This window comes from Mucilaginibacter sp. (assembly GCF_039921305.1).
In the GTDB taxonomy this organism is placed as follows: Bacteria; Bacteroidota; Bacteroidia; order Sphingobacteriales; family Sphingobacteriaceae; genus Mucilaginibacter.
Genome location: NZ_JBDSCA010000072.1, coordinates 193708 through 208400 on the forward strand (window position 1 = coordinate 193708; position 14693 = coordinate 208400).

The 14693-nt window shown below is 41.1% G+C and carries 11 protein-coding genes; 9 read left to right on the forward strand and 2 right to left on the reverse strand.

Annotated elements, in window-relative coordinates; genetic code table 11:
- Window positions 1–96: 96 nt before the first annotated feature.
- From ABIN91_RS21065 to gldN, 7 genes are all read left to right on the forward strand, one after another.
- Entirely contained in the window at window positions 97–2004 is a 1908-nt protein-coding gene (locus ABIN91_RS21065) for a 7TM diverse intracellular signaling domain-containing protein (protein ID WP_348053583.1), read from the forward strand.
- A gap of 128 nt (window positions 2005–2132) precedes the next feature.
- The gene (locus ABIN91_RS21070; RefSeq protein ID WP_348053584.1) at window positions 2133–3059 is read left to right on the forward strand and encodes a DUF4271 domain-containing protein; all 927 of its coding nucleotides are present in this window, start codon (window positions 2133–2135) and stop codon (window positions 3057–3059) included.
- A 26-nt stretch (window positions 3060–3085) separates the two neighbouring features.
- Complete coding sequence (locus tag ABIN91_RS21075) at window positions 3086–3844, forward strand: uroporphyrinogen-III synthase (RefSeq protein WP_348053585.1); 759 nt, start codon at window positions 3086–3088, stop codon at window positions 3842–3844.
- Between the two features lie 244 nt (window positions 3845–4088).
- Entirely contained in the window at window positions 4089–5405 is a 1317-nt protein-coding gene (locus tag ABIN91_RS21080; protein WP_348053586.1) for an SUMF1/EgtB/PvdO family nonheme iron enzyme, read from the forward strand.
- Window positions 5406–5461: 56 nt separating this feature from the next.
- Window positions 5462–6253, forward strand: a complete 792-nt coding sequence (gene gldL / locus ABIN91_RS21085) for a gliding motility protein GldL (RefSeq protein WP_348053588.1) — start codon at window positions 5462–5464, stop codon at window positions 6251–6253.
- Window positions 6254–6292: 39 nt separating this feature from the next.
- Window positions 6293–7834: a gliding motility protein GldM gene (gene gldM / locus ABIN91_RS21090; RefSeq protein ID WP_348053589.1), complete on the forward strand. Its 1542-nt coding sequence runs from the start codon at window positions 6293–6295 to the stop codon at window positions 7832–7834.
- Between the two features lie 20 nt (window positions 7835–7854).
- Window positions 7855–8826: a gliding motility protein GldN gene (gldN, locus tag ABIN91_RS21095; RefSeq protein ID WP_348053590.1), complete on the forward strand. Its 972-nt coding sequence runs from the start codon at window positions 7855–7857 to the stop codon at window positions 8824–8826.
- A 74-nt stretch (window positions 8827–8900) separates the two neighbouring features.
- Here the strand turns inward: gldN and uvrC are convergent, their stop codons facing one another.
- Window positions 8901–10739, reverse strand: coding sequence for an excinuclease ABC subunit UvrC (gene uvrC / locus ABIN91_RS21100; protein ID WP_348053591.1), 1839 nt, complete (start codon window positions 10737–10739; stop codon window positions 8901–8903).
- 156 nt (window positions 10740–10895) lie between these two features.
- On the opposite strand from uvrC, the gene ABIN91_RS21105 reads away from it, so the two are divergent.
- Both ABIN91_RS21105 and ABIN91_RS21110 read left to right on the forward strand, forming a co-directional pair.
- Window positions 10896–12029 (forward strand): AI-2E family transporter, encoded by a 1134-nt coding sequence (locus ABIN91_RS21105; protein ID WP_348053592.1) that lies wholly within the window; start codon window positions 10896–10898, stop codon window positions 12027–12029.
- Window positions 12016–13047 carry an aldo/keto reductase gene (locus tag ABIN91_RS21110; protein ID WP_348053593.1) on the forward strand — a complete coding sequence of 344 codons (1032 nt, stop codon included), beginning with the start codon at window positions 12016–12018 and terminating at the stop codon, window positions 13045–13047. The genes ABIN91_RS21105 and ABIN91_RS21110 overlap by 14 nt, the downstream gene beginning before the upstream one ends.
- Before the next feature lie 73 nt (window positions 13048–13120).
- On the opposite strand, the gene ABIN91_RS21115 is transcribed toward ABIN91_RS21110, so the two are convergent.
- Window positions 13121–14653 (reverse strand): SUMF1/EgtB/PvdO family nonheme iron enzyme, encoded by a 1533-nt coding sequence (locus ABIN91_RS21115; RefSeq protein WP_348053594.1) that lies wholly within the window; start codon window positions 14651–14653, stop codon window positions 13121–13123.
- Between the last annotated feature and the right edge of the window lie 40 nt (window positions 14654–14693).

Consider the following 14693-nt stretch of genomic DNA (forward strand, 5'->3'; position numbering starts at 1 on the left):
TATATTCTTATCTTACTTCAATAATAACATCCCTCACCAAAGCATCTTTCCATTACTTATATTTGCAAGCTATAAACCACCTTTCTTTTTATTGATATGAGTGCAAAAAAGTGCGGTAAGGCTTTTTTTACAATTATGCTGTGTTTAGTTGCGGCGGTTTTGCGTGCGCAACAGCCCGTAGTTGTAAATAATAATACTAACGAGCATATTTTCCATACCAACGAGGTTGAATACATTGAAGACCCGCAAGGTACATTAACCATACAGCAGGTGAGCAGCCCGGCATTCAGCAGCAAGTACCAATTGCCCAAAAACTATTACGGGGTTAATTACAATATCAAGTCGGTTTACTGGTATCGCATTAAGCTTACTGTAATAAACCCGGGTAATGGCATATTCGAGTTTTTTGATCAAACCATTGATGATATTACCGCTTATTTACCAACTGACCAGGGTGGCTTTCTGTCAATAAAAGCAGGTGCAAAGTATGATTTTACCAAACGCCTGTATCAGCATAAAAACTTTGAGTTCCCCATCAAAACACAATTGGCCGGCCAAAACATTTACTATTTCAGGGTGCGATCAAGCCAAAATGCCAATGTGATTATTGTTTACCGTACCATTGAGCGCTTTATACAATACGCTTTAACTGAGTATTTAACTTTCGGTTTTTTTTATGGTATGATTATGATCTTCAGCTTCCATAACCTGCTCATGTTTATCGCCATACGGCGGCGGCAATACCTGGTTTATGTGCTATACATATTAAGCGTGGGCTTGTACGAAATGTCTGTTGATGGTATAGCTTTCCAGTACATATGGCCAAACTATCCTGCTTATAACGAGTTCGCGTTTGGTATCCCGCTGTTTGCCATCAGTACCTTCGCGCTTATTTTTACCCGCGAGCTGTTACATGTTAAGGCCAAAGCCCCAAAGCTGGATCTATTGATCAAGGCCATGCTTGCCTTGCGTGCTGTTTTCTTTATCGTATGCTTGTTCAATACCCAACTGTTCAACTATAAAATCATCGAGATCATTCCGCTTACTGTAGCCTTTTTTACAGGTATATATGTTTGGAAAAGAGGGTTCAGGCCAGCGCGTTTTTTTGTGCTGGGCTACGCGTTTTTGTTTGCCGGTTTTATAGTTAAACTAATGTGTGTATACGGCTACGCCAAGTTTTTGCCGGGCGTAGTTGGCCATTACAGTTTAGGTTTCAGCTTTATTTTGGAGATGGTATTTCTCTCTTTCGCTATCGGCGATCAGGTACGCATCCTGAAAAAGAAGAAAGAAAAGGCCCAGCAAAAAATAATGGAGCAAATGGCCTTAAACGTTAAGCTTAAAGATTCTGTAAACCGCGAACTCGAAATACAGGTAGCCAAACGCACCAAAGAGGTTGTGATCAAATCAAACGAAGTATTCGAAAAATCGGCCATTATCGAAGCACAGAACAATGAGCTTCAGCATAAGAACCTGCTGCTCGAAAAACAATCTGAAGAGATCTCAAGAATGAATGTGCTGCTCGAAAAGGACAACATCAGCCTCAAATCAAACATCGAAACCGTGAACACCGCGCGTACCATGTTAACCGAACTGAGTTTTGAAGAATTCAGCATCAAATACCCCGACCAGGAATCATGCTACAAATTTCTGGCCGAATTAAAATGGCAAAAAGGATATACCTGTACCAAATGTGGTAACGACCATTACTCGGTTGATGATGTTAAATTCAGCCGCCGTTGCACCAAATGCCGCTATGTAGAATCGGCCTTGTATAATACCATTTTCGAAAACAACAAAATACCGCTCAACAAAGCCTTTTACTTAGTTTACCTGATGTATTTTAATAAGGGTACCATATCGTCGCCCAAACTATCCGAGAAACTAGAGATCAGGCAAAGCACTTGCTGGGCCTATTCAAACCGGGTTAAAAAAGTAATGGACGAGCGTAAAAAAGAACTAAAATCCACCAATAAATCGGGCTGGAGCTCACTCATTCTCAAATAATACAAACTATGGGCTGATGAATAGCACCAAGCCCTACCGGATTAGTTTGTTGATAAAGCTTTACCCCGATAGCTGTAAAACCATTTATTCATATAAATTTGCAATTATATAAATGCGGCAATATAAATATGCGTTCAATTATCCTGGTTTTATTTACGGTACTTGTTACCAGCCTAAGCGCCCATGCCCAGCAGGATACCATATTAAAGGCTTATCGCGATACCACATTTGTTACCAGTACTGATACCTTAGCCAAACCCGTTTTAGACACCATACCGGCATTAATCAAAATGCCCGATTCATTACGGCACAATCAGTTTATTGATACCCTGCTTAAAAGATTCGCCTTTGATCCCTACCTGTTTAATAGCCACAGTTTATTGCAACAAAAGCTACGTATGGGCCATGAGCGCCCTTCACGGGATACCTGGGTAGTATTTGCCATACTGGTGTTGCTTATTTATACCGGTACATTAAACCGCATTTTAAGTAAAGATATTTACAACGTTGTATTAGGCTTTTACCTCAAATCGTCGTTCGCTAAATTGAGTAAGGAGGATAACCTGCTAACATCATGGGCATTCATCTTTCTGTTCCTGCTCTTTGGCTTTACCATGGGTATGTACATTTACCAGATTATTAAATATTACAATGCCGCCTATTCCATCAGCGGCTTCCAATTATTTATGGCTTGCTCGGTTTTGGTTATCGTGCTATTCGTATTAAAAATAATGGTGCTCAGGGTGCTGGGCTTTATCTTTAATATCCATAAACTTATCCGCGAATATATCTCCATATTATACTTAACTTACTTTAATCTGGCCTTTATATTTTTGCCGGTAATTATTTGTTTTAGTCTTTTACCATCGGTTATAACGCCCTATTTACTAAAGGTTTCGATAGCAATAATTGCTATAGTTATGCTAATTCAGTACACACGGAGTATTCTTAATATCATTTCTAATTTTACGTTTCATAAAATCTATTTATTTATCTATCTTTGTGCCCTCGAAATTTGCCCCGTCTTAATAATTATTAAGGCATTGAATTTGTAAGATATAGAGAGTAAAAACTGTGTAAATTGGAAGATAGAAAGAAAAAGGTTAAAAGTATATTGGTTACTTTACCTAAACCTGATACAGATAAAAACCCTTACGCTGAGTTGGCTAAAAAAGCAAACCTGAAAATTGATTTCAGGAGCTTTATCCATGTTGAAGGAGTTTCTGCAAAAGAATTCCGTAAAGAGCGTATCGTGCTATCCGAATACACTGCTGTAATTTTTACCAGCCGTAACTCTGCCGATCACTTTTTCAGGATCTGCGAAGAAATGCGTTTTGACGTTCCCGCCGAAATGAAATACTTCTGCTTATCAGAAACTATAGCCCTATATCTTCAAAAATACATCCAATACCGCAAGCGTAAAATATTCTTCGGTAAACAAACCGCTGCCGATCTGGCCGAGGTACTAAAAAAACACTCAGCAGAAAAATTCCTTTACCCATGCTCTGATGTAGCTGCCGAAGAAACCCAAAAATTCTTACTGGATAACGGCTATAACTTTACACCAGCTGTATTGTTCCGCACCGTAGTGAGCGACCTGTCTGATCTGGCTGAAGTATTTTATGATGTAATCGTTTTCTTTAGCCCGTCCAGCATCCAATCGTTATATAAAAACTTCCCCAATTTCCAGCAAAATAACACCCGTATAGCAGCTTTTGGCGCAACAACGCACAAAGCCGTTTTAGAGGCTGGCTTAATATTAGATATATCAGCACCCACACCTGCCGCCCCTTCCATGACGATGGCTATTGAGCAATACACCAAACAGGTAAATAAATAGCTCGTAATTATTTAAACCATTTTTGAGCTTTTAGTGTAACCCTATACCTTTTTTATGCGTATAAAACGCAGAAAGAACCTTATCACGCTCTTTTTTCACTCTTTGACATACATTTTAATACAAAATGGCGTTATTGGAAAACCAATAGACCTAAGCAGCAAAAAGTTTTTGGTACTGAGTGAAAGTTTTTGGTATATTCGGAACGTCATGGTATGTGATTAATTAAAGGAGAATGCATTATAGAATGAAATTATACTATTTCATAGTCATTATAGTAGCGGGGATCGGGTTGTTTGGTTGCAATACTAATCATCGTGGCGAAGTAGTTGGAGTATATCAGCGGAGCTTTAGGGCAGAGGTACCAACAGGAATGGCTTATATACCCGCGGGTACCTTTTTAATGGGCCCGGTTGATCAGGATATCACATTCGCTCAAATTGGCGATAATAAACAAGTAAGTATTCCAGCTTTTTATATGGACGAGTATGAACTTTCAAACTCTAAATACAAACAATTTGTAAACTGGGTTCGCGATTCTATCGCCATTACCCAATACCTTAACGATGATAAATATTACGTTCATCCCAAAGGCGCCACACCGTCAAAATCATCAACAGCACGCAAGTATATCGATTGGGATTATGTAGCTAAACATCCTCCGTTTCGTAACAGTAAAGGTCAAAACAATTCCAGCAAACTCGAAAACATGTTTTACCAGGGTGATGACAGGGTGTTTGACCGTAACGAAATTGATGTTACCCGCTTAAAATACAATTATGCTATGTATCTGTTAAATGATGCGGCAAATAACCAGGGCAACACAAAAAAGAAACGATCTGATTTTATTTTGCGTGATACATTACCCATCTATCCGGATACCTTAGTATGGTTACGTAACTTTTCTTATTCGGCAAATGAGCCTTACGCCCAAGGTTATTTTTCGCACCCGGCATATAATTATTACCCGGTTGTAGGTGTAACCTGGAGACAGGCCCGCGCATTTGCAGCTTGGCGCACCAAATTGCAGGATGCCGCCGCTACAGATGGCAGGCACTTAACACAATCACGTTTACCTTATGATCTGCCTTCCGAATCGCAGTTTGAATACGCGGCACGTGGTGGCAGGATAGGTACAAATTACCCTTGGGGTGGCCCTTACATCAAAAACGCAAAAGGCTGCCTATTGGCTAACTTTAAACCTGGCCGTGGCGATTATACCTCGGATGGTGGTTTGATGACCGTAAAAGTAAATGCCTATATGCCTAATGATTATGGCTTGTACAACATGGCTGGTAATGTTGCCGAGTGGACATTATCATCGTATGATGAAGCCTCGTCAAGTTTTGTAAGCGATTTAAACCCCTCATTCACCTATAACGCCAAAAAATCCGATCCGGAAGTAAAAAAACGGAAAGTAGTTAGAGGCGGCTCATTCAAAGATGTGGGCTACTTTCTGCAAAACTCAACACGTACATATGAGTACCAGGATACCGCTAAAGCTTATATCGGCTTCCGTTGCGTAACCACATTCATCGGTCGCGATATTAACGACAGAAACTAAAAAACAAATTAAACACAATAATTAAATTAACTTAAAACCACTAACAATTTTTAAAAATGGCTGGCACACAAAAATCAAAAATCGGGATCGGTAATATTGTATCCTGGGGCGCAACAGTAGTAATCATTGGCTTGTTGTTCAAAATACAACACTGGCCTCACTCAGAGATCTTTATTACTATAGGTTTAGGTACCGAAGCAGTATTGTTCTTTTTAATCGGTTTCCAGGCAGAGCCTGTTGATCCGGATTGGACATTAGTATATCCTGAATTAAAGGGTGATGCTACCGCACCTAAAGTAATAGCTCCAAAACCAGTTGCGGGCACCGCACAATCATTAGATAAACTAATGGCAGATGCCAAGATCGGACCAGAATTGGTTGCGAGCTTAGGCGAAGGTTTAAAATCATTCGGCGATAAAGTAAAAACGATCTCTAACGTTGCTGACGCTGGTGCTGCCACTCAGGAATTTACAACAAAAATTAAAGCTGCCGGTGCAAGCTATGATAACCTGAACACTGCTTTCACCAAAGCATCTGCAGGTTTAGTTGAGCTTGGCAACACAAGTATTGATTCTAAAACTTACCATGAGCAGGTAACTAAATTGGCTAAAAACCTGTCGTCACTAAATGCTGTTTACGAACTTGAATTACAAGATTCAAACAAACATTTAAAATCAATGGGTACTTTCTACGAAACTCTGGGTGTAACCATGAAAGGTTTCACCGAATCAGTTGATGATGCTAAGAAATTTAAAGACGAAGTTGGCCGTTTAGCTAAAAACGTAGCAACATTAAATTCAGTTTATGGCAATATGCTATCTGCAATGAACCAGCCTCTTGGTAAATAATTGTTTAATAAATCAACCTTAAATTAATAACTAAGAGATATGGCTGGAGGTAAACAAACCCCAAGACAGCGGATGATCAACATTCTTTACCTGGTGTTACTGGGCTTAATTGCCCTTAACGTACCGGAGAGTTTGTTAGATTCGTTTAAAAAGATAGGTGATAGCTTATCAACTTCTACAAAAAACGTTCAGAGTGGTATAGCACAAAATTATGCCGCCTTTGATAAACACTTGAAGGATGAACCTGGTAAGGCGCAACCTATTTACAACAAAGCAAAACAAGCATCAGCTTTAGCAGATAAATTGTTTAACGATGTTGAGGCCCTAAAAACAGAATTAAGCACAGAAACTGGTGGTATCAGTGATCAAACGCATGATTATGCCGGTCGTGATAACATGGAAGCTGCTGAGCGCTTAATGATCAAAAACAACAAAGGCGAAGCATTGAAAAAAGAGATACTTGATACCAAAGAAAAACTGATGGCATTGTTAGATGCTAAAGAAAAAGTTGGTGTTAACTTATCTTTGGATGCATCAGATCCGATACCGGCTTCTGGTCAGCAAAAAAAATCGTGGGAAGAAGCCAATTTTGGCGCTAACATCCCGGTAGCGGCTGTAATGACAACATTTGTTAAGATCCAATCGGATGCTAGAAATGACGAGTCACAGATCGTTAAAAAACTATTAAGCAAGTTTGATCAGGCTGTTGTAAACTTAGATCACTTTGAGGCAGTAGCAGTAGCGCCAACCAGCTATATGGTTGTTGGCCAACCTTACAAAGCTCAGGTTTTCTTAACCGCTTCAGATTCACATTCTAGTCCAGACGTTAGTGTTGGCGGTAGTAAATTACCCGTTGTTGATAGTAAAGGTGTTTACACCGGTAACACCAGCAGCGAGGGTATGAAAACCTGGGAAGGTGTAATTACTGTTAAACAAACCGACGGTGTGATCAAAACGTATAAAACCGGAACTCAAACTTACCAGGTAGCAAAACCGTCGGCGGTTGTATCTCCTGATAAAATGAACGTGTTGTACATGGGTGTACCTAATCCTTTATCAGTATCGGCTCCAGGTATACCGGTTGAAAAACTACATGTAAATATCTCTGGTGGCGGTGGCAGACTAAGTGGCGACAAAGGTCATTACGAAGCACGCGTTTCATCAGCTGGTGAAGCTGTGGTTAGCATTTCTGCTGAACTTGAAAAAGGTAAAACAGTAAATTTAGGTTCTACAAAATTCAGGGTTAAACGTATTCCTGATCCTAAAGCGCAGTTTGGTGGTAAAAGCAGTGGTTCATCACCGGCTGTTAACTTAAGAGCACAAGACAAGCTGTTTGCCAAATTGGAGAACTTTGAGTTTGATGCTAAGTTTACTGTTAAGTCTTTCAAATTGATCATCCAAAAACCTCGTCAAGATGGTATTGTAATTGCGGGTGGTTCAAATGGCGAATTAAATGCCGCTCAAAGAGCAGCATTAGCTACAATTATTCCGGGTACAACCATTTTCTTCGACGGTATTATAGCCGTTGGTCCGGATGGTGCAGAGCGTCCGTTGGATGCGATTACATTAAGGGCAAATTAATAATTAAAATTTAGGTGGATATGAAGAAGGGGATATTAGTTATACTGTTTTTAAGTTTAGTAGGCATTACCTTTGCTCAAAAAAAGGGAACAAAAACAAAAGCTAAAAAATCAGCTGCAAAAACGGCCGGTAAAACTAATACCCTCCCTTCAAATACACAAGTGACCTCGGTAACTCAAACCGCCTTGGTTGATACCTCCAAAAAGAAGGCCCCGATTTTAGATCGCCCGTTAGATGGTTATTACAAAAAGATCAATACCGAAAATGCACAACCTGTAGCTTACACCTCAGTACGCCAGGCCGATGTTGTATTCGCCAGACGGATATGGAGAGAGATTGACTTACGCGAAAAAATGAATCAATACTTAGCCTCGCCAAAAGCAAGGCTAATAGATGTATTGATGGATGCCATTAAAAACGATGAGCTACGCGTTTTTGATGCTACGCCAACAAAAGAATCGCCTAACGGTGATGATTTTGCAACGCCGTTAACATCAGCGCAAGCGATGTCAAAAATGGCAGATAGTGTTTTGGTATCTACTATTGATAAAAACACAGGCGAAAAAACAGGAACCCGCAAAGTACTCAGCGAGTTTAATCCTGATAGTGTTGTTAAGTTCCGCATCAAAGAAGATTGGATATTTGACAAGCAGCGTTCGGTTTATGAGCCACGCATTATTGGTATTGCACCGCTTATCCAAATTGTTGCCGGTGGCGAAAAGTTAGATTATCAGCCAGCATTCTGGATCTATTTCCCGGAAGCAAGGCCAATTTTAGCTGCAAAAGAAGTTAGCCGCAAAAACAACGATGCCGGTAATTTGAGTTTCGATCAGATATTTTTGAAACGTATTTTTGCCAGCTATATCGTAAAAGAATCTAACGACAAAGACGTTCGGATTAAAGACTATACCAATGGTATCGACAGGCTTTATGAGTCGGAACGTATCAAAAAATCGTTATTGGATTGGGAGCTTAATCTTTGGCAATATTAAGCTTATCGCTTAAAAAGAATTTAAAGCCACTGCGTTTATTCGTCGGTGGCTTTTTTATGATATAATAAATTAACCTATTCAGGTGTGTTTATCACTGTTGTTTCTTCAATCCTGTTCTCGGCAGCGAAATAATTTAAAATAGCCTTGGCTTGTTTGGTGTTCACCACTTCCAGCAATTCGCTTTCGCTTGCCAAACGTATCTTTTTAACCGATTTAAAGTATTTTAAAAGCTTATCAGCCGATGTTTTCCCTACGCCGTCTATCAGTTCAAGCTCGGTAGCCAAGGTGCCCTTATCGCGCTTTTTACGGTGAAAGGTAATCCCAAAACGGTGCGCTTCATCACGCAAATACTGTATCACCTTCAACGTTTCCGATTTCTTGTCCAAATACATCGGGTACTGATCGCCCGGATAAAACAACTCTTCCAAACGTTTGGCAATACCTATCACGGTTACCTGCTTCTCAATCCCCAACAGCTTCAAGCTTTTTAATGCCGACGATAACTGGCCTTTACCCCCATCAATCACGATCAATTGTGGCAACTCGGTCCCTTCATCCAGCATACGGCGATACCTGCGATGTACAGCCTCTTCCATTGTGGCAAAGTCATTCGGGCCTTCAACAGTTTTCACATTAAAATGGCGATAATCTTTTTTAGATGGTTTGCCGTCCCTAAATACCACAATGGCCGATACCGGATATTTACCCTGAAAGTTGGAGTTATCAAAACACTCAATATGCCTTGGCAACTGGTTCATCCGCAAATCCTTCATCATCTGCGTCAGCAAACGTTCCGATCTAACTTCGGGGTTCAGTTTCTCGTATTGCTCTATCTTATCCCGTTTAAAAAAGGTAACGTTCTTTATTGATAGGTCGAGCAGTTTCTTCTTCTCCCCCAATTTGGGCACCGTAAATTTAAGATTAGAGTCTTCAACATCAATATCAAACGGCACAATGATCTCTTTCGATTGGCTGTTGTATCGATTTCTGAATTCTGTAATGGCAAAAGTCAGCAGTTCCCGGTCGTCCTCATCTAGGCGCTTTTTCAGCTCAATGGTTTGGGTTTGGATAATGGTTCCATTCATCACCTTTAAAAAGTTAACAAAGGCATATTTTTCTTCCGATGCGATGCTAAAGACGTCTATATCCGTAATAGAAGAGTTAACCACAGTTGATTTACTTTGATAGTTTTCCAACAGGTCGTACTTGCGCTTTAACCTGTGTGCCAGCTCAAAATTCATGTTAACCGCGGCATTCTCAATATCACCTTTCAACGTTTTAATTACCGCTCCCGTTTTGCCGTTTAGTATGTCTTTTATTTCTTCAATGCTGTTGGCATAATCCTCCTCGGTTTGGTAATTCTGACAAGGGCCTTTGCAGTTGCCTAACTGATATTCCAAACAAACCTTAAACTTGCCGGCATCAATATTGGCTTTGGTAAGTGGCAGGCTACAGGTACGCAAAGGATAGGTTTCGCGTATCAAACCCAAAATGGCATGCATCATACTTACCGAAGCATACGGCCCTAAATATTTGGAGCCATCCCTAACAATGGTGCGTGTCCAGTAAATGCGCGGGTAATGTTCGTTTTTGATAATGATCCACGGGTAGGTTTTATCATCCTTCAGCAAAATATTATAACGCGGCTGATGCTTCTTAATTAAAGCATTCTCCAACAGCCAGGCGTCAACCTCGGTATCAACAATGGTAAAAGTGATTTTGCGGATGCGGGTAACCAGCACCTTGGTTTTGGCGTTTACATTCGAATCCTTATTAAAATAAGAGCCAACCCGGTTACGCAGGTCCTTTGCCTTACCAATATAGATCAATTCGTTATCGTTGTTCCAATACTGATACACCCCCGGCTTGTGCGGAATGTTTTTTAAAGCGGCTTTGTAGTCAAAAATCTCCATCAAATTTATACAACGGCAAAATTAGGCTTATTTTATTATTAAGCTATATTTTAAAAACCAGAGTTTGCTTAACAATTAAGCTAAAGCATTGTTATCACACCATCACATCCAAAAAATACTTATATTCATGCTCAGTGTAGCAACATTTAAAACTATATGATAAAACCCATAGCCTCACCCTATTACGCCAAACTCGCCTATATATTAATCAGCCTTATAGCAATTGGTTATATAGCCGTTTTGGGTAAAGAAGTTTTGGCACCACTGGTTTTCTCGTTTTTGTTTGCCATGTTGTTGTTGCCCTTTGCACGCTTTTTAGAGAATAAACTGCGTTTCCCACGGGCGCTGGCCTGTATGCTATCGGTAATTTTATTTACTGTGATCATCGTGTTTATTGGCTATGTGGTTGGAATGCAAATAAGCAGCCTGAGCGATGACTGGCCCAAAATTCAAGTACAGCTAACCCAGGTTGGCAACGAAATTCACCGTTGGTTAGTAAACACTTTTCACATGAACGTGAACCAGCGGATAATTGATGCCAAAAAAGAGGCTAACTCTGCCGCGGCATCTGTAATAGGTTCAACCTTTTTGTCGGTATCATCTATCGTTTTGTTCCTGGTGTTCATTTTCATTTATACCTTTTTCATCCTGTTCTATCGCAAAATATTGATCAGCTTTTTACTCAAAGCTTTTGGCGACGAAAGCCAGGTACGGGTTTTTGATGTTGCCGAGCATATCCAATACATCATGAAAAAGTACATCTCGGGCCTATTTATCGAGATGCTTGTTGTGTGCGCCATTGTATTTGGGGCTCTGGCTTTATTAGGTGTTAAGTATGCTTTATTGCTTGCGCTGATCACCTGTTTATTTAACCTGATACCGTATGTTGGTATATTTACAGCAATGGCCATAAGCACCTTCCTTACTTTAGGAACAGCCGGCCCTACCAAAGCTATTGAAGTTGCCGCCTGCATTGTTATAGTACATTTAATAGATAGTAATATTATTATGCCACGTATAGTGGGCTCTAAAGTACAACTGAACGCCTTGATAGTAGTATTAGGCGTAGTTGCCGGCGAAATGATATGGGGCTTCTCGGGCATGTTCCTCGCAATTCCTGTACTGGCTATTGTGAAAATAATCTTTGATCGTATTTCCGATTTAAAACCATGGGGTTTATTATTGGGTGATGCGACCGAATACGAAGAAATTTTGGTAGAAAAGGTTGCCAAAAAAAGCGACTCGCCAAAAGAAGTTAAACAGAAGGCAGAAAAAAATGATGAAGTATAAAACATTAGGCCGGTCGGGATTAAAGGTATCCGAATTATGCTTAGGCACCATGGGCTTCGGTACCGAAAACGGCTGGGGCGCCGATAAAGAAACAAGCAAGCAGGTTTTTGATACCTACGTTAACGCGGGCGGTAATTTTTTAGATACCGCCAACTTTTACACCCGCGGTACCAGCGAAGTATTTTTGGGCGACTTTATTGCCGCCGAGCGCGATAATTATGTAGTAGCTACCAAATACAGCCTCTACGAAAACACCAAACAAGCCAACGCCAGCGGCAACAACCGCAAAAACATGATGCGCGGTGTTGAAGCCAGCCTAAAGCGTATGAATACAGAATACATTGATTTGATGTACCTACACATCTGGGACAACCTCACACCTGTTGACGAAATTTTGCGCGGACTGGATGACCTGGTTAAACAAGGCAAGATCATGTACATCGGCATATCTGATACACCGGCCTGGGTAATATCAAAAGCCAACACCATGGCCGAACTTATGGGCTGGAGCCAGTTCATAGGCTTACAGGTTGAATATAGCTTAATACAACGCACCGTAGAGCGCGAACTGATACCTATGGCGCAGCATTACAACATGTCGGTTTTACCATGGGCACCCTTAGCGGGAGGAGCCTTATCCGGCAAGTACCTTCGCGGCGAAAAGGGCCGGATAAAAGAAAGCAGCAACCGCCTCAACGAACGCAGCACCAGTATTGCCCGCGAGGTTGTAAGTATTGCCGGCGAGTTAGGCGTGGCGCCATCAAGCATAGCTTTAAAATGGCTGATGCAGCAACCGGTATCGTGCATCCCAATCGTAGGGGCCACCAAATCTGATCAGGTTGCCGAAAACCTGAAATGTGTTGATGTGATACTAAACGACGAGCAAATGCAACGCCTTAACAAAGTAAGCGAGTACGACCTGGGTTTCCCTGCCGCGTTTTTTGAAGAAGATGCCGTAAAGAAAAACCTATTTGGGGGCTTTCATAACGAGATCGAACACCGGCCATTCTTAAAATAACGATATTAAAAAGTTAATAAACAGAATAGCCCCGGTGATTTACCGGGGCCATTTCCATTATATCGTATACCTATTATTTAGGCTTGTAAGCTTTCGGTTTTTTCACCGGGATATGTGATTTACCTTGTGGGTTTATTTCGGCAGAGCCTTCCATTGTCATAGAGCAACGGAAACCAACATCGGCACTTGCCTCACCCTGATCCATAAAACGACGCATAGCCGGGTTTAGCCAATAGGCCATATCATTCCATGAGCCGCCCTTGTAAACTTTCGATCTGTCGTTAACTAAAGTAGTTTTAGCATAAAGCACATTGTTCACCGTATCATTATACCCACGCTGATCTGGGTTGTAAGGTTTACCATCGATAGATGATTGATACCTGCTTGGTACTGATGGATCGGGCAGTTTAGTTTGGTTCTGTGCTGTATTTTCGCCTTGATACGGTGTTTTACTACCGCTCTTTGAAAGGTCGTGATACGGGTGACCGTATTTATCTGTCAGTATTTTACCCGAAGCATCTGTGCGGGCATTAGTAAATATATTACCCCTTATCGGGTTCATATCATCATCATCGGCACGTATCTGTCTGTAAGTATCGGCTGTCCACTCATTAACGTTACCCGCCATATTGTATAATCCAAAATCATTTGGCGCGTATGATCTTACAGGAGCCGTAATATCAGCTTTATCATTTAAGGACCCCGCGATACCACTATAATCACCCATACCACGCTTAAAGTTAGCCAGCATTAAACCTTGTGTTTGGCGCTTTGGCGATCTTAAACCCATACCACTCCATGGGTACATTTTACCTTCCACAATATTTTCATCCTTGCCAACAACGCCTAATGCCGCATATTCCCATTCGGCTTCGCTTGGTAAACGGTAATGCGCTTTTAAAATACCATCCTCGGCACGTACCGGCCTTGTTGATTTTCCGCTGGCTCCTGGTTTAGCACCCACGCTCAGGTCGGGCATCATTTTTTTACCGTCAATACCTTCACCACGTAGCTGTCCATTCAGGTAAAGCTCAGTATTAAATGGCATAACTACTTTTTCTCCATTATTTGAGGCTGTTTTCCAGTCGGCAATGCGGCCGGTTTCACGCAAAATACCTTCATTAACGGCATCTGTACGCCAATCGCAAAAATCATTTGCCTGCTCCCAGGTTACACCAACAACCGGGTAATCCTGAAAAGCGGTATGCCTGAAATAAGCATTTACATACGGCTCGTTGGCCGATAAAGGCCTGCGCCAAACCAAAGTATCCGGTAAGGCATTATAATATAATCCGTGGTCGGTTGGATAGTGTGTTTTTATCCAGTGCAGGTACTCAAGCCAATCGCGGTTGGAAACTTCCGTCTCATCCATATAAAATGATGCGATAGAACGCCTTTGCTTATCCACAAAATCATATTGAATATCCTGATCGGCAGAACCACCCTCTACAAAAGTCCCTCCTTCAATAGGTATCAGGCCAGGCCCCGGCGCGGGGTGCGTCTTTTTAAAAACCTGGAAACCTCCGTTGGTTTTATCGTTATATTTCCAGCCTGTTTTCTCTGATCGTTGTGGCGATTTACAGCCATAAACTATCAAACAAGCCATAAAAAAGGGTAAAATTCGTCTTCTCAAAATCAATCTCATT